Here is a 15,780-nt window from a genome sequence, read left to right on the forward strand (position 1 = left end):
ATGGCGAACAGCGTGGGCGTGAACAAGATGTCCGTTGTCACCAAGGACTCCAACGGCGTCACCGTTGCCTTCCCGGACGTCTGCAAGACGCCCAGCCCCGCGGGGCCGGTGCCCATCCCCTACCCGAATGTCGCCATGTCGTCGGACACCGACCAGGGCACCAAGAAGGTCTCGGTGGAGGGGAACCCGGTGTGCGTGAAGGACTCCAACTTCAAGACGAGCACCGGAGACGAGGCCGGCACCGCGGGCGGCGGCGTGGCCTCGGGGAAGACCCGGGGCAAGGCCGAGTTCGTCAACTACTCCTTCGACGTGCAGTTCGAGGGCAAGAACGTGGCGCGGGCCTTCGACCTCATGCTGCATAACGACAAGAACACACCTCCCGTGCCGCTGATGCAGCCGCCCGTTGTCTCTCTCGGCAAGCGGCCCGAAGAGCTCCCCTGCGATGTCTGCGGAGAGGAGCTCTAGTCCATGGACGCGCCCGAGCGAGGCGGGGGGGCGGCCGAGGGTTCGCCCTCCCCAGAAGAGCGCATCTCCTCGCCGCGCGTCGGGTGGGTGGCCGGGGACGGCGCGAGCGGGGTCCTCCTGGTGGACTTCGAGGGCAACCGTCGCGGTCCACTCTCGGTACGCAGCACGGTGGCGCTGACGCCCGAGGCCATCCGGCGGGCCGCGGTGGAGCGGCAGGGAGCGCTCCTGCTCTTCGAGAACGGGGACCCCGCCTTGCCCGTCCTCGTCGGGCTCCTCCAGAACACCAGCGCCGCGCCGCTCACCGAGGCCCTCCTGGATTCGCTGGACGCCGGTCCACGAGAGGCCCGGGTGGATGGCAGGCAGGTCCGCATCGAGGCCCGGGAGGAGGTCACGCTGACGTGTGGGAAGGCGAGCCTCACCCTGCGGCGCAACGGGGACGTCATCCTGCGTGGCGCCAACATCCGAACCGAGGCGGAGCAGGTGCAGCGCATCAAGGGCGGGAAGGTCCAGATCAACTGAGCAGGCTCCCCGGAGGACCGCTGGCGCAGGCCATCAGCCGCGGCGCCCGTTGATGGCCAGGGGAGACAATGCCCTCTTGGAGAGAGCCATGGTCAAGGCACAGTCCCTCGGCAAGGCCAAGCGCCAGAAGAAGGTGAAGCGGGCCACCACCACGGCGGCCGCCAAGCGGAAGGCCCCGGCGAAGCAGAAGAAGCCCGTCCCTTCTCCCCACTCCTGGGAGGGCTCCTACCTCTCCGATGACCACGAGTATGGCTGCGTCAACCGGCACGTCAGCGCGTACACCCCGAGCAATCCATGCAGCCACCGCCATCAGGCGCGGCTGAGGGCGCAGCAGACCCCGGCGAAGTACACGTGGCCGGCGGATGCCGCCACGCAACCCGACGTCGCCGGGGCCTGGGACATCACCGTGGACGGGAACTTCGAGACCAACGCGCGGATGCCCTTCTATCATGAGGCGCATCACATCGTGGCCAACGCGGAGCTCCAGGCCGCGGTCATCGATGCGGGCAAGGGCATCGAGCCCAAGGGCCAGGTGCCGCTGATCATCCGCTCGGGGCTGATGAGGGAGGGCTACAATCTCAACAGCCAGGTCAACATGATCATCCTGCCGATGGTGAAGTACGCAGCGCTGGCGCTGGGCTTGCCGCTGCACCGCAGAACGCCCATCCACTTCCACCACGCGGCCTACAGCGCGTTCATCCGGAATGAGCTGGGGAAGGTCTTCGCCTGGGTCAAGAAGGCCGCCGACGCGCATGCCGTGCCCGACTACGAGGCCACACGGGAGGCAGTGGAGCTGCTCTCGACGGATGTCTACCCGCAGATCGTCGCGGCCGGCGAGGCGATGAAGGCTGGCTCCATGGCGGGAGATGCCCTGGAAGACATCCCTCACGACTTCCTCGCCGAGGGCAGGAACAAGAGCGTGGACATGCTGGCGGGGCCGCCGCCCTGAGCCAGGGCGCCTCACCCACCAGGAGAGACTGACGAATGATGCGATTCCGCCTTCTCGATACGATGGGAAACGCCAACGACCGGGACCTCTGCTTCCTCACCGAGTTCGTCGAGGGAATCGAGGGGAAGTCCTATGCCACCCACCTCGGCGAGCGGTTGAGCCCCTTCTACCCGAAGGATGCCCGCATCCCGATGAGCCCGGAGCACCCGGGAATCAAGCTGTCGGCCCTGATTGGCAATGGACGGAGCATGCTGATTGGCTCCTCCGCGTTCAAGGAGGCCGTCCAGAAGCACTGCGCGAACGAGATCGAGTATCTCCCGTTTACCCTCCACGACCACCGTGGGCGCCCCTACAGCGACGACTACTGCATCATCAATCCGATAGGCACCTTCGACTGCCTCGACCTCGAGGCGAGCGACATCTCCTGGAGCGCGAAGAGCCCCAGGAAGATCCTCCGTGTTCGCGAGTATGTCCTGGACCGCGCGAAGATGCAGAGCGCGCCCCAGCTCTTCCGGGTGGAAGGGGCCCCCTCCGAGTATGTGATTGGCCGGGAGCTGGCGCGAGAGCTGTACGACCGCAAGCTCACCAACATCCGCTGGACGGAGCTGCGCTTCAGCGACGAGCCCAAGAAGTGAGCGCGGTCCTCCCCCTACCCGTGACGCGCCGCCCGCCGCTGCTGTGGGACGTGCTCACCGAGCACCTGGAGGAAGCCAGCTTCCTCTGGGTGCAGCGGGAGCGGGCGATGAGCGCTTCGGACTACACCCTGCCCGAGGTCGAGGCGGGGGACGAGGCCCGGTTGCGGGCCCACCTGGATGGGCTCCTGGTGGGAGGGGCGCCCGTCGCGCGAAGGCTGCTCCAGCCCGCGCTGGAGGACGACGCGCCCGGGGGCGTTGCCTCCGCGGCCTCCGTCCTGCTCGCGTCCGGAGCACAGGCGCTGGTGCTGGAGCGGTGGGTGGAGGACGCGGAGCGGCGCCCGTGGCTGGGGCACGCGCTGGCGCTGTGCGAGCGCCCGGACCTGGACGCCGCGCTGCTCGAGCTGCTGCCGCGCCTGGCACCGGCGCTCCAGGCGGAGCTCCTCGACGTCCTCGCCTTCCGGCAGGTCGACGCGGGTCCTCTCCTGGAGCGGTTGGCCTTCCCGGACATGGCGCCGGCGCTCCGCGTGGCCGCCCTCCGCGCCGCACGAGCGACGGCGCCGCCGACGCTGGCGGCGTGGCTCCGCGAGGGGATGGACGACTCCGAGCCGCTCGTGCGCGACGCCGCCATCGAGGCGGGGCTGCTTCGGGGCATGCGCGCGGCCTGGCGGGCCTGCCAGGCGCTCGTGGCGGAGGGAGCGGTGTCCCGGGTGGCGATGCTCGCGGTGGCGATGGGCGGTGCGCCCGCTGACGTGGAGGCGCTGGTCCGGGCGCTGGACAGGCCCGAGCTGCGCGCGGAGGCCCTGTGGGCGCTCGGCTTCAGCGGCCGGCGGGCGGGGGCGGACGCGGCCCTGGCGGTGCTGCGGGAGCAGGCGCCGGAGACCGCGTGGCTTGCCCTGTGGGCCTTCTCCGTCATCACCGGCCTGTCCCCGGAGGGCGTCTTCCTGCGCGACGAGGACGAGGACGCGGTGGCCCCGCCCGCGGCGGCCGGGCCCGTCAGCCTGCCGCCTCCCGAGCATCGCTCCGGCCGGGTCCACGTGGCCGAGGTGGAGCAGTGGTGGGCCCGGGCCCGCGAGCGCTTCGAGCCGGAGGGGCGCTACCGGGATGGCCTGCCGTGGACCTCCGGGGCGCAGCTCCAGGCCCTCCACCTGGCGCCGATGCGCCACCGTCCGGCGCTGGCTTTCGAGCTGGCCGTCAGGAGCCGGGGGGCCTGTCAGGTGGAGACCCGGGGCTGGTGCGGTCACCAGCGCGCGAGGCTGCGCGCCGCCGCGACGCTGTCTCTGGGGAGCCTCACGCGTGGCTTCGACGGGTGGATGAACGCATGAGCGCCTCACGCGAGCTCCGCCCGGGAGACGTGCTCGGGGTCATCACCGCCACCGGGGCGGTGACGTCGGTCGGGCGTGGCGCCGCCGCCTCGTGCGCCGCCATCCGGGCGGGCATCTCCCGTCCCCGGCGGGTGAGCCACTTCCAGGTGCTGGAGCCGGAGACCCAGGTGCCCCAGCCGCTCACCGCGCACCCCATCCACGGCTACACGGATGGCTTCGTGGGGATGGGGCGGTGGCTGCGCCTGGCGCGCGGGTGCCTCGGTGAGCTGCTGGAGGCGCCCGGGCTGGCGCGCCCCTCCGACGCGAGGTTCTGGGGCCGCACGGCCCTGATGATGGTCACCCCCTCCGGCGATGACGGCGTGTTCGAGCTGGAAGGGGACGATGGCCTGGACGGCATCCGCGAGGGCTGCCTCCGCCCGCTCCGCGACGCCCTGGGGCTGGCGCTCCCCGACGCGAACGTCCGGGTGGTGGACCTGGGGCCCGCGGGGACGACGGCGGCGGTCCAGCAGGCCGCAAGCGAGCTGTGGCCGGCCGGCTTCGAGCGGGTCCTCGTGCTCGCCGTCGACTCGCTGCTGGACCCCGAGGCGCTGCGGATGCTCGACGAGGAGGGCAGGCTCAAGGCGGGCGACAAGCCGGTGGGACTGATGCCCGGCGAGGCGGGCGTGTGCTTCCTGCTGGAGCCGGAGGGCGTGGCGCGCCAGCGCGGCGCGGCACCCCTGGCCCTGGTGACGGGCGCGGCCACCGCGCTGGAGCGCCACCACCTGTACGCCGGCCAGACCAGTCAGGGGGAGGGGCTCGCGGCCTGCATCCGCGAGGTGCTCGCGCGCGGCCCGCGCCCGGCCCGCTTCGATGGGGACCTCTACGCCGACTTGAATGGCGAGGAGTGGCGCGCGCGGGAGTGGGGGACCGCGCTCGTGCGCCTGAGCGAGGCCCTGGACGCGCCGAACGTCCACCTCCCCTGCGTCTCGGTGGGGGACATTGGCGCCGCGAGCGGAGCGCTTGGGGTCTGCCTCTCGGTCCATGCCTTCTCCCGGGGCCACTCCAGGACCGGGCAGGCGCTGGTCGTCTCCAGCTCCCCCTGGGGTACCGTGGGCTGCCTCCGTCTCCACGCCGCCGGGGCCTGAGGCCCGGCCCTTCTCCGTCTCCAGGTGCGCCCATGGCCTCCCGCTTCCTGCCCGCCGTCATCGAAAACGCCCTGCACCAGAGCCGGGCCCTGCTCCCGGTGCTCGTCCGTGGCGCGGGAGGCGCGCGTCATGTCCTGACGTTCTGTGACAACCTCCGCATCGCGGGCATCGGCGCGCTCTTCCTGACGGGCACCTCGGAGCCCTTCCTCCTCCGGCTCCAGCAGAGCGGCCGGGCCTTTGCACACTATCTGCGCGGCGCCGCGAACGACGACGTGCGGCTGAGCCGCTCGCGCCCCCTGCTCGACGCCATCGGGGCGGGGGACTTCGACGGCGCGGCGCTGATCGCCAGGCATGCGAGGCGGGCCTGGGCACAGGGCGAGGAGTACGAGGAGGACTTCCTCTTCATCGAGTTCCTCATCCAGCATGGCGTCCTGGAGGCCCCGGTGTCCGCGTGCGAGGACCTCCTCACCCGGTACGAGCGCGCGCTGAGGGGCGCCGAGGACCTCCGCTTCGACGTGTGCCGGGCGCTGCTCGCGGCGGACGCGGAGTCCTTCAACGAGGCGCTCGCGCTGTACCTCTCGGACAGGAAGGAGCGGCTGGAGGCGCAGGCGGAGACCAGCCCCTTCCCCGAGGAGTTCCTCGCCACCGAGTGGAGCTTCTCCCTCGAGGGGCTGGTGCTGGCGCGTCTGGCCGAGCGAAGAGGGCTGGAGACCGAGGAGGATTACCTCCACGTCCCATCGCTGGCACGAGCGCGGAGCCGGACACCGCCGGGCGAGGACTCGTGGAGGGTCCTGGGCTGAAGTGGGTATCCGGGTGCCCGCACAGGGGGGCTTCGGTGTTGGCTGTCCCTCCGCTGGTGGCACTGACCTCCAGCGGAACGGATGCAGACGCGGCCAGGCGCTCAATGATCGAGCTACCTGTCAGCTCGCCCCACGCTCGAGAGCAGCTCCACATCCCCGCCCCATGAGCGCATCCTCAAGGGTTGGACGTCATGCGCAACAGAGCGCTGGCGACGACCGACTCGGAGGGCGACGGCTTGCGATTCCATCCCTTTCGGAAGATGGCACGCGGAAGACGGGGCACCACGACCCCAGGGGCCCTCTGGACGTCGAGGGGGCGACTGTCTTGTAGTAGCCGCCCGCGAACCGCCCCCGGTGGGCGCTCCGCCGAGGGTTCGCGCTCTTTGAAATCCCGAATAGTTTTCAAGGGTTGGATGAGACGGCGCGGTGGTCGAGGGCCCGGAAGCGTCGCGGTGGAGGCGGGTTCGCGAAACCGGGCCGGATTCCGTAGGAAGAACGCTATGTTGGATAGGCAGGGTCGCTCCCCGTGAACGCGGGGAGCGTGGGTTGAAACCCGAATGAAGGCAACAGCCTCGGGAATCTCCTTGTCGCTCCCCGTGAACGCGGGGAGCGTGGGTTGAAACGGAGTGCATGTGTCGGTTGTCCGCTCTGCGCTCGGTCGCTCCCCGTGAACGCGGGGAGCGTGGGTTGAAACCCGGGCAAGGTCCGCATGTCCTTGTCAATGGACACCAGGTCGCTCCCCGTGAACGCGGGGAGCGTGGGTTGAAACTTCGCGGGGCTCACGACTCCACCTCCTTCGGCGTCGCTCCCCGTGAACGCGGGGAGCGTGGGTTGAAACCTCCGCAAGTACCCGACGGTGAGCGAGGCCGAGCGTCGCTCCCCGTGAACGCGGGGAGCGTGGGTTGAAACGACCCCAACGTGATTGCCGGCTTCGACCCCAGCATGTCGCTCCCCGTGAACGCGGGGAGCGTGGGTTGAAACATGGGTGGCTCCGAACGAAAGGTGCGAAGAACGCCGTCGCTCCCCGTGAACGCGGGGAGCGTGGGTTGAAACAAGCGGAAGAAGAAGAAGACGACCGCCACGTCGCTCCCCGTGAACGCGGGGAGCGTGGGTTGAAACGCGCCGAGCGGCAAGGTCCAGGAGTACGCGGACAGTCGCTCCCCGTGAACGCGGGGAGCGTGGGTTGAAACTGAGGGGCCTGCTGGGCCTTGCGGCTCGCCTCCAGTCGCTCCCCGTGAACGCGGGGAGCGTGGGTTGAAACGTCACGCGCGCGGTGTGGCGTGGAGCGGACTTGTCGCTCCCCGTGAACGCGGGGAGCGTGGGTTGAAACTTGTCGCCGTCCGGCAGTTGAATGCCGTTGGCCTGTCGCTCCCCGTGAACGCGGGGAGCGTGGGTTGAAACCTCGAACAGCAGCCCCGGCCCGCCGATGTCGTGCGTGTCGCTCCCCGTGAACGCGGGGAGCGTGGGTTGAAACCACCAACCCGAATGTGGCGCTCCGTGATGCGGAGTCGCTCCCCGTGAACGCGGGGAGCGTGGGTTGAAACTGGTGTGATTCAGCAGGGTTGCGGCGACGGTCGAGTGTCGCTCCCCGTGAACGCGGGGAGCGTGGGTTGAAACATGAAGGCTGCCACTGGAGACCCGGAGTGTGCGTCGCTCCCCGTGAACGCGGGGAGCGTGGGTTGAAACGGCACCTGTCGCACGACTTCGGCGTCGGCCTTGGCGTCGCTCCCCGTGAACGCGGGGAGCGTGGGTTGAAACACTTACTGAGGCCGGTGGGTCTTCGACCCCCACAGTCGCTCCCCGTGAACGCGGGGAGCGTGGGTTGAAACTGACAACGACATGCCGAGGCTGGGCGAGGCCGGGAGTGTCGCTCCCCGTGAACGCGGGGAGCGTGGGTTGAAACTCCTGCACCTTGGGCACCAGGTCGCCGTAGACGAGGTCGCTCCCCGTGAACGCGGGGAGCGTGGGTTGAAACTCCGTGTGCGTAATCGTCGTGACGATGGGGCCGCGTGTCGCTCCCCGTGAACGCGGGGAGCGTGGGTTGAAACTTCGCGGACAGGGTGGCATCCGGGCAGGTCTCGGTGAAAGGCGCCAACGTGGCGCGGCTTCGTACGGCCCCGGGCACTGGGCGGGCCAGCTTCGAGGTCGCGGGGAACGACGCTCGCCGGGGAGGCCATGCCTCCAACGACTGCCAAGGCCGCGCTCCCGTTCGCCACCACGCCAGCGCCTGTTGGCGCACGGTCTTCGCCGCTGCGGTCATCGCCCGAGAACCTGCCCACTGCCACCTCGATGCTCGTTGGCGCGCGGTCCTCGCCGCCTCTCGCTCCGTGCCGAGCCAAAGGAGCGCAGCCACGCTCATTTCGTCGCGTCAAGGCTGCGAACGTCGAGTCAAAGGGTTCCGGCGAGCCGAGCGCGCAGGCGCTGGAGTCCCTCCTCGATGCGGTCCACTGTCACTCCGCCGTAGCCCAGGACCCAGCCGTGGCGCGTCGGTGGCCCGGCGAAGTAGCGGGAGAGCTCCTCGACTCCGATGCCCGCCGCGCGGGCCCTCCGGGTGAGCTCCCGCTCCAGCCGGGCACCGCCTCGCGCGAAGGTGACGCACAGGTGCAGCCCGGCGGCGGAGGGAAGCTGCTCGAGCGCGTCCCCGAAGTGGTGGGTGAGCCCCTCGGACAGCCGAAGGTGTCGCTGCTCGTATTCGCGCCGCGTCCTGCGCAGGTGCTGCGCCAGCGCGCCCGTGTCGATGAAGCGCGCGAGCGCCGCCTGGGCGGGAAGCTGGCTGTGCCAGTCCGTGACCTGCTTCGCCAGCCGCAGCTCCCGCTGGAGCGAGGGCGGCGCGACGAGGAAGCCCAGGCGCAGCGCGGGGAGCAGCACCTTGGAGAATGAGCCGACGTAGAGCACGCGGCCCGAGCGGTCCAGGCTGTGGAGCGTCTCCAACGGCCGCCCGCCGAAGCGGAACTCGCTGTCGTAGTCATCCTCGATGACCACCGCGTCGCGCCGCCGGGCCCAGTCGAGCAGTGACCTTCGGCGGGCGGGCGACATCGCGATGCCCAGCGGGAACTGGTGGGATGGCGTGACGTAGACGACGCGCGTGTCGTCCGGCAGTGCCTGCACGTCCAGCCCTTCCTGGTCGACCGGCACCGGCACGACACGGGCTCCGAGCGACTGGAACAGGAGTCGGGCCGGCGGGTAGCCGGGCTCCTCCACGGCGACGCGGTCTCCAGGCTCCAGGAGCACCCGTCCCACGAGGTCCAGCGCCTGCTGTGCCCCGTGCGTGATGAGCACGTCCGACGCCTCCGCGCGAACGCCTCGGGAGACGCCCACGTGGCGCGCCACCGCCTCGCGCAGCTCGGGGTGTCCAGACGGGTCCGAGTAGGCGGCGGTCATCGCGGTGGCGCGCAGTTGCCGCGCCAGCAGCCGTCGCCAGGCGTCGAACGGGAAGAGCGTGGCATCGGGGATTCCGACGCGGAAGTCATACGGCGCTGGGGGCTCAGCGGGCGGCGGAGCGCGCAGCTGACTCCAGACCGGGCGCGGGCGCAGCTTCACGCCGCGAGTCGTCGTCGCGCGGGCACCGCGCTCCCGAGGCGCGTTCTGGATGAAGCTGCCCGAGCGTCCTCGTCCCACGAGCAGGCCTTCGGCGGACAGCCATTCGTAGGCCACGCTCACCGTGTTGCGCGAGACGCCCAGCCGCCGGGCCAGCTCACGTGACGGGGGGACCTGCTCACCGTCTCGCAGCCGTCCGTCGAGAATCCGCGCGCGCAGGCCTCGATATATCTGCCCCGCGAGGTCCCTGCGGTCCTGGAGGTCGACATGAAGGTCCATCCCGCGGCCCCTTCGTTTGGCCCAGTGAGATTCGTCGATTCTGGCCCGGTGGAAGGGCCAGGGAAAGCGCAACCTGACGGCGTTCTCCTCACGGGAGTCGTCATGAACCACACGCCGCCGTCCTCGTCCTCCTCGCACCCGGTCGACCCCGAGCGCATGCCCTGGATTCCCATGGGCCCCCCGGGCCTCTCCTTCAAGCCGCTGCGCTTCTTCCGGGATGGCTCCGGCTGGATGTACCTCTTCCGCCTGGAGCCCGGCATCGTCATCCCCCGGCACCGCCACACCGGAGAGGTGCACGGCTTCAATCTCTCCGGTAGCCGCGAGCTGCTCGACACGGGGGAGGTAATTGGCCCCGGTGGCTACGTCTACGAGCCGCCCGGCAACGTCGACAGCTGGCGGGTGACGGGCGACGCGCCGGTGGTCCTGCTCATCACGGTGCGCGGGGCCATCGAGTACCTGACGGAGGATGGCCAGGTCTCCAAGCGCGTCACGTCCGAGGACCGGCTCCAGACCTATCGACGCTGGTGCGAGGCGAACGGCGCGCCGTTCCTGGCCACGATGGAGTGATGTCCCGCGGGAGCGGAGGCCACCGGCTGCACTCCGCGGCGACAGGAGCCGGGTTCCCGCTTGTTATGCTGGCGCGGTGAAGACCCAGCACCTCAAGCCTGTGCTCCTGGCCCTGACCGTGGCGGGCGTGGCCATCCCCTACGCGGCCTTCCTTCCCTTCGTCGTGGAGCACGGGTTCGATGTGCCGCTGCTCGTCGCGCAGGCCGCGGCCAATCGCATCAGCGCGTTCGCATGGCTGGACGTCGTGGTGTCCGCGGTCGTGCTGCTGGTGGCCGCGTACTCCGGCCGGTTCATCCAGCGCAGACAGGCCCTCATCGTCACGGTCCTCACCCTGGGGGCCGGTGTCTCGGCGGGACTGCCACTGTTCCTGTACTTCGCGCTCCAATCGGGCGTGTTCAGGAAAGATTGAATTTTCTCCGGAAGGGGCCGTCCTCAGCCCGCCGCCGCGATGCAATCGCACACGGCGGAATCCCCGCTCGCTGCCTCCTGGAGAAGACATGTTCATGCGTCCACTGGTCATTCCTGTCGTCGCGCTGTCCCTTGTCGGCTGTGCAGGAATGACTGTCACCCGAACGGTGACGGGGCCCGACGGAAAGACCGTCGTGACGAGCTCCGACCCCGCGGAGCAGGCCCGTATCGACGCGGAGGCGCGTGAGCAGGAGGAGTACGACAAGGCCGTCGCCGCGGCGCCCCGGCGCTCACCCCAGGCGCCCATCGAGGTCGCGGTGTTCGAGGCAACTGTCGCCGAGTCGCTCGCCAAGTCTCTCGACCGCAAGCAACTCGACGCGGCGCTTCTGGCCGAGCTCTCCGCCGACCCGATGCTGCGCATCGTGCGCGTCACGAAGCTCCCCAGCAGCGCGACGCGGTCCGGTGCGACGGACGAGGACCGCATCGCCGCCGCGCAGGCCAAGGGCCTCGCTCCGGACGTCTGGGTCCTGCCGCATGTCTTCCTCGAGGACGCGGTGGGGACGAGTGGCGGGAAGCTCGTCTCGGTGCAGGCCTTCACGCTCCGCGGCCGCGTGCGGTCCGCGTACGGCACTGGCGCGTCGGAGCCCAAGGAGCGGGGAACGATTTTCCAGAATGAACAGGTGGTGAAGAACGCCGCGTCGGCGATTCGCAACGCCGTCGTGAGCGAGCTCGGGCCCAACCTGCCCGACCGCGAGGCGGTGGCGGGGCTCACCAAGGCGCGGCAGCAGAAGAAGATGGACGCCCTCATGGAGCAGGCCGGCATCAAGCCCGAGGACGACGCCAACACCCGGCTGCGGAAGCTGTTCGGCATGGAGCAGCCGGAGCAGGCCGAGCAGGCCTCCTCGAACGAGTAGTCGACGCTGCCGCTGGGGACGCCCGTCCCGGGAGCGTCCCCGTGTCAGGCGCTGGGCCTGCGCGACTCCGCGCACGAAGGTTCGAGTCCCGGCGTCGCGCGCGCCGCGTGTTGGCGCGACGCCCACCGCTTCGGCGGCCATCGGACGCGGCGGCAGGCGGGCTGGGGGGCGGCCCGGCCTCGTTTCCCGGGCCGGCGGCTCGGCGGTGCCCCTCCTGCGCCGTTCGCTATTCCACGCCTGCTGGCGCGGCCACCGGCTCGCCGTCGAGGGCCCGTCCGGGCTGCCCCTACCGGTCGGGGCCGTTCGTTCGTGCCCATCCGGGGCGGGGACGCTCTCACCTTGAGTGCGCTGTTGCACCCTGGTATCCGCAGAGCCCCTCACTCCGCCTCAAAGCAGGAAGGCCCAGATGGCCCAGAATTTCATCTTCACGATGCAGGACCTGCGCAAGGTCAAGAACGGCAAGGAGATCCTCAAGGGCATCTACCTCTCGTTCTTCCCCGGCGCGAAGATTGGCGTCATCGGTCCCAACGGGTCCGGTAAGTCGACGCTGCTGCGCATCATGGCCGGTGTGGACACCGAGTTCTTCGGGGTCGCCAAGCCGGACCCGGGCGCCAAGGTCGGCTACCTGCCGCAGGAGCCGCAGCTCGACCCCTCGCTCGACGTGAAGGGCAACGTGGAGCTGGGCCTCAAGGAGATTCGCGCCACGCTGGACCGCTTCAACGAGGTCAGCGCGAAGTTCGCCGAGCCCATGAGCGACTCCGAGATGGAGAAGCTGCTGGCCGAGCAGGGCAAGCTGCAGGACGCCATCGACGCGGTGAATGGCTGGGAGCTGGACCGCACCATCGAGATGGCCATGGATGCGCTGCGCCTGCCCCCGGGCGACGCGGACGTGACGAAGCTGTCCGGTGGTGAGAAGCGTCGCGTGGCGCTGTGCCGCATCCTGCTGGAGAAGCCGGACCTGCTCCTGCTGGACGAGCCCACCAACCACCTGGACGCGGAGAGCGTCGCGTGGCTGGAGCAGGCGCTCAAGGAGTACAAGGGCACCATCGTCTGCATCACCCACGACCGGTACTTCCTGGACAACGCCGCCGAGTGGATCCTGGAGCTGGACCGCGGCGAGGGTGTGCCCTGGAAGGGCAACTACTCCAGCTGGCTGGAGCAGAAGCAGAAGCGCCTGGAGCTGGAGGAGAAGGCGGAGAGCCACCGTCAGAAGACGCTCAAGCGCGAGCTGGAGTGGGTGCGTGCCTCGCCCAAGGCCCGTCAGGCGAAGAGCAAGGCCCGTATCTCCGCGTACGAGGAGCTGCTCAACCAGACGCAGGAGAAGCGCGACGCCACGGGTGAGGTCATCATCCCGCCCGGCCCGCAGCTCGGCGGTCTGGTCATCGAGGCGAAGAATCTGCGCAAGGCCTACGGCGACCGGCTGCTCATCGACGACCTGAGCTTCAAGCTGCCGCGCGGTGGCATCGTGGGCGTCATCGGTCCCAACGGCGCGGGCAAGACGACGCTGTTCCGCATGCTGACGGGCGTGGAGAAGCCGGACGCGGGCGAGCTGCGCATCGGCGAGACGGTGAAGCTGGCCTACGTGGACCAGAGCCGCGACGCGCTGGACGGCGACAACACGGTGTTCCAGGAGGTGAGCGGCGGGCTGGACCACCTGGACCTGGGCAAGGCGGGGCAGGTACCCAGCCGCGCGTACCTGGCGGGCTTCGCCTTCAAGGGGCAGGACCAGCAGAAGCGCGTGAAGGACCTGTCGGGCGGTGAGCGCAACCGCGTGCACCTGGCGAAGATGCTCAAGAGCGGCGGCAACCTGCTGCTGCTCGACGAGCCCACCAACGACCTGGACGTGGAGACGCTGCGCAGCCTGGAGGACGCGCTGCTGGGCTTCGCGGGCTGCGCGGTGGTCATCAGCCACGACCGCTGGTTCCTCGACCGCATCGCCACGCACATCCTGGCGTTCGAGGGCGACAGCAAGGTGTTCTTCTTCGAGGGCAACTTCGAGGACTACGAGGCGGACAAGAAGAAGCGCCTGGGCCCCGAGGCCCTGGAGCCGCACCGCATCCGCTACCGGCCGATTACGAAGAGCTGAGCCGCTGCCGTGCCCGGAGCCACCGTACCTACCCTGAGGTGCGGTGGCTCGACGAGGCTTCAGCAGGCGTCGATGCACTCCACCGTGTAGAACGGCGTCACGTCCTCGGTGTTGTAGCAGTACGGGTTCGCACAGGAGCAGCGCAGCGTCATCACGTACTCGGTGAGCGCCTCATCGGCGTAGTAGGTGTACGTGCAGGCCTGCCTGGGCGACTGCGCCTCCGCGGTGGGCGTGTATCCCAGGCTGCCGACGACAACGCCTGCGGGAACCGCCAGCACCGCGACCGCCATGAGCAGCTTCTTCATGTCTCTCTCCCGGTAAGACGCACTTCAGTGGAGATCGGACATTACTGCTTCAGGGCCGGTACTCCCAGTGCCAGGGCTCGGACGGGACGGTGCGCACGAAGCCGAAGTTCTTCGCGTTGTTGGCGAGCCACCGGTACGTCGACGTGCCCGTGCCGCCCGTGTTGATGTCCACCGCGATGCCGCCCTGGTGGTTGGAGTAGCCCGGAGGCGCCGCCAGGTTGCCGGTGCCATTCTTGTACGCGCGGTACAGCGCCTCCTGCTCCGCCATGCTGCGGAAGCCGCTGTTCACCTTCAGCGTGATGCCCTGGGCGCGCGCCGCCGCATACATGCGGTTGAACGCCGCCGCCGCGTCCGAGCGCATCTCCTTCCCGTTGGGGACGGGCGAGAGGGTGATCTGCCGCGGCTGCCCGTTCACGTAGCCCGTGACGACCCGGCCGCCACCGCCACCACCCGGGTTGGTGACGGAGCCCTGCACGTTGATGCCCAGCTTGTCCCACGTCTTGGGGCCGACGATGCCGTCCGCCACCAGGCCGCGGGACTGCTGGAAGGCCTTCACCGCCGACAGTGTCTTGGGACCGAACACGCCGTCCGCCGTGCCCGAGTTGAAGCCCAGCACGTTGAGCCGCTGCTGGAGCGCGCGCACCGGCTCGCCCCGGGCGCCATTGCGCAGTGTCGGGCCCGACCCGCCACCCACCGCGTTGAGGGCACCCCACGTCTTGGGACCGACGACGCCGTCAACCTGGAGCCCGCGAGCCCGCTGGAAGGCCTGCACCGCCGACTGCGTCCTGGGGCCGAACACGCCATCCGCCGCGCCCGGGTTGAAGCCCGCGGCCTTCAGCTTGTTCTGGAGCGTCGTCACCGCCGCGCCGCGTGCACCGTTGCGCAGCGTGGGGTTCGCCCCGCCCGCGCCCGCCGAGTTGAGCGCGTTCCACGTCTTGGGCCCGACGATGCCGTCGACCTGGAGTCCCCGTGCCCGCTGGAAGGCCTGCACCGCCGCCAGCGTCTTGGGACCGAACACGCCGTCGGACGCACCCGGGTTGAAGCCCGCGGCCCGGAGCTTGTTCTGGAGCGTCGTCACCGCCGCCCCCCGCGCACCATTGCGCAGCGTGGGCGAGGCAGAACGGGACGCGCTGCTGGACGCAGCCGCGGAGGTACGAGCAATGGCTACCATGGGGGGACTCTTCCCTTGTGAAGAAGAATGGAGTTGGACCCATTTTCCCAATCGCTCAAAGAAAGTTGCCTCGGATTGCGTCAAGAACGTGTGTCAGCCCTTGCGCACACGCGTGGTTGCGATGCCTTTCGTGGCGTGACGGAAAAGTTGCACCAAGGTGACATTGGACAGACTACATCCATGTCATTCATTCCCGCGGAAATCTTCCAGTGGAGTGCCTTCCGCTGCATTCCCTGCCGCCGCCGAGTCTTTTGGCGTCGCGCACGTGCTGTCCAGGAGTTGACGGACGCCTGCCCCAATGGCGCAGCCGGCCAAGACCTTCCATGGCGCTGTCTGGTTTGTCATTGCCTGCGCGGGCGGTGGCCGCATTCTGGCGGCTGCCTTTCCGCGCATGACGCTGTTCGTTCAATCCGATGGGAGGACGTTCATGGCGAATATGACCGATGCGCGCGTGGAGGAGATTCTGGCGGGCTGGCTCTCGGGCTCCGAGGCGGCTCACGGGATGTCGAACCCGGCGGGCCCGCTGTACGTGGGCGGCGACGCGACGGAGGCTGCGCTGACCGACGAGTCGCTGATGCTCTTCACCGGCTGTAGCTCGTGCACCGCCTCGGGCACGGCGCACTGCTGCTGAGTCGTTCGGGGCCTGCCAGCCATCGCTGAGCGCCCCCACGTGGCGCCGGAAGCCGGCCTTCCGGCGCC

General features: G+C 69.7%; 15 protein-coding genes and 1 CRISPR repeat array. Of the genes, 12 read left to right on the forward strand and 3 right to left on the reverse strand.

What is annotated here, in order from left to right; all coding sequences use genetic code 11:
* From VZL07_RS17070 to VZL07_RS17100, 7 genes are all read left to right on the forward strand, one after another.
* Positions 1–465 (forward strand): DUF4150 domain-containing protein, encoded by a 465-nt coding sequence (locus VZL07_RS17070; protein WP_426756604.1) that lies wholly within the window; start codon positions 1–3, stop codon positions 463–465.
* A gap of 3 nt (positions 466–468) precedes the next feature.
* Complete coding sequence (locus VZL07_RS17075) at positions 469–984, forward strand: DUF6484 domain-containing protein (RefSeq protein WP_426756605.1); 516 nt, start codon at positions 469–471, stop codon at positions 982–984.
* A gap of 88 nt (positions 985–1,072) precedes the next feature.
* Complete coding sequence (locus VZL07_RS17080; RefSeq protein ID WP_426756606.1) at positions 1,073–1,933, forward strand: AHH domain-containing protein; 861 nt, start codon at positions 1,073–1,075, stop codon at positions 1,931–1,933.
* Between the two features lie 35 nt (positions 1,934–1,968).
* Positions 1,969–2,568: an imm11 family protein gene (locus VZL07_RS17085; protein WP_426756607.1), complete on the forward strand. Its 600-nt coding sequence runs from the start codon at positions 1,969–1,971 to the stop codon at positions 2,566–2,568.
* Positions 2,565–3,890, forward strand: a complete 1,326-nt coding sequence (locus tag VZL07_RS17090) for a TIGR02270 family protein (RefSeq protein ID WP_426756608.1) — start codon at positions 2,565–2,567, stop codon at positions 3,888–3,890. The genes VZL07_RS17085 and VZL07_RS17090 overlap by 4 nt, the downstream gene beginning before the upstream one ends.
* Positions 3,887–5,014 (forward strand): hypothetical protein, encoded by a 1,128-nt coding sequence (locus VZL07_RS17095; RefSeq protein ID WP_426756609.1) that lies wholly within the window; start codon positions 3,887–3,889, stop codon positions 5,012–5,014. Before VZL07_RS17090 ends, VZL07_RS17095 begins: the two co-directional genes overlap by 4 nt.
* A gap of 32 nt (positions 5,015–5,046) precedes the next feature.
* A complete protein-coding gene (locus VZL07_RS17100; RefSeq protein ID WP_426756610.1) occupies positions 5,047–5,814 on the forward strand; it encodes an Imm49 family immunity protein in 768 nt (255 codons plus the stop codon).
* A 516-nt stretch (positions 5,815–6,330) separates the two neighbouring features.
* Positions 6,331–7,862: direct repeats of the CRISPR family, unit length 37 nt; unit sequence GTCGCTCCCCGTGAACGCGGGGAGCGTGGGTTGAAAC.
* Positions 7,863–8,202: 340 nt separating this feature from the next.
* On the opposite strand, the gene VZL07_RS17105 is transcribed toward VZL07_RS17100, so the two are convergent.
* The gene (locus VZL07_RS17105) at positions 8,203–9,630 is read right to left on the reverse strand and encodes a PLP-dependent aminotransferase family protein (RefSeq protein WP_426756611.1); all 1,428 of its coding nucleotides are present in this window, start codon (positions 9,628–9,630) and stop codon (positions 8,203–8,205) included.
* 102 nt (positions 9,631–9,732) lie between these two features.
* Between VZL07_RS17105 and VZL07_RS17110 the strand changes: the two genes are divergently transcribed.
* The 4 genes from VZL07_RS17110 (at position 9,733) to ettA (ending at position 13,605) form a co-directional block, all read left to right on the forward strand.
* A complete protein-coding gene (locus VZL07_RS17110) occupies positions 9,733–10,197 on the forward strand; it encodes a 2,4'-dihydroxyacetophenone dioxygenase family protein (protein ID WP_426756612.1) in 465 nt (154 codons plus the stop codon).
* A gap of 76 nt (positions 10,198–10,273) precedes the next feature.
* Positions 10,274–10,606 carry a DUF2834 domain-containing protein gene (locus VZL07_RS17115; protein ID WP_426756613.1) on the forward strand — a complete coding sequence of 111 codons (333 nt, stop codon included), beginning with the start codon at positions 10,274–10,276 and terminating at the stop codon, positions 10,604–10,606.
* Between the two features lie 193 nt (positions 10,607–10,799).
* Positions 10,800–11,519 (forward strand): hypothetical protein, encoded by a 720-nt coding sequence (locus tag VZL07_RS17120; protein ID WP_426756614.1) that lies wholly within the window; start codon positions 10,800–10,802, stop codon positions 11,517–11,519.
* A gap of 406 nt (positions 11,520–11,925) precedes the next feature.
* Positions 11,926–13,605, forward strand: coding sequence for an energy-dependent translational throttle protein EttA (ettA, locus tag VZL07_RS17125; RefSeq protein WP_426756615.1), 1,680 nt, complete (start codon positions 11,926–11,928; stop codon positions 13,603–13,605).
* Between the two features lie 59 nt (positions 13,606–13,664).
* On the opposite strand, the gene VZL07_RS17130 is transcribed toward ettA, so the two are convergent.
* Together VZL07_RS17130 and VZL07_RS17135 are read right to left on the reverse strand one after the other, a co-directional pair.
* Entirely contained in the window at positions 13,665–13,910 is a 246-nt protein-coding gene (locus tag VZL07_RS17130) for a hypothetical protein (RefSeq protein ID WP_426756616.1), read from the reverse strand.
* 49 nt (positions 13,911–13,959) lie between these two features.
* A complete protein-coding gene (locus VZL07_RS17135; protein ID WP_426756617.1) occupies positions 13,960–15,081 on the reverse strand; it encodes a peptidoglycan-binding protein in 1,122 nt (373 codons plus the stop codon).
* A gap of 427 nt (positions 15,082–15,508) precedes the next feature.
* Between VZL07_RS17135 and VZL07_RS17140 the strand changes: the two genes are divergently transcribed.
* Entirely contained in the window at positions 15,509–15,712 is a 204-nt protein-coding gene (locus tag VZL07_RS17140; protein WP_426756618.1) for a DUF6229 family protein, read from the forward strand.
* Positions 15,713–15,780 lie beyond the last annotated feature (68 nt).

The organism is Pseudomyxococcus flavus (assembly GCF_050038885.1).
GTDB lineage: Bacteria > Myxococcota > Myxococcia > Myxococcales > Myxococcaceae > Myxococcus > Myxococcus flavus.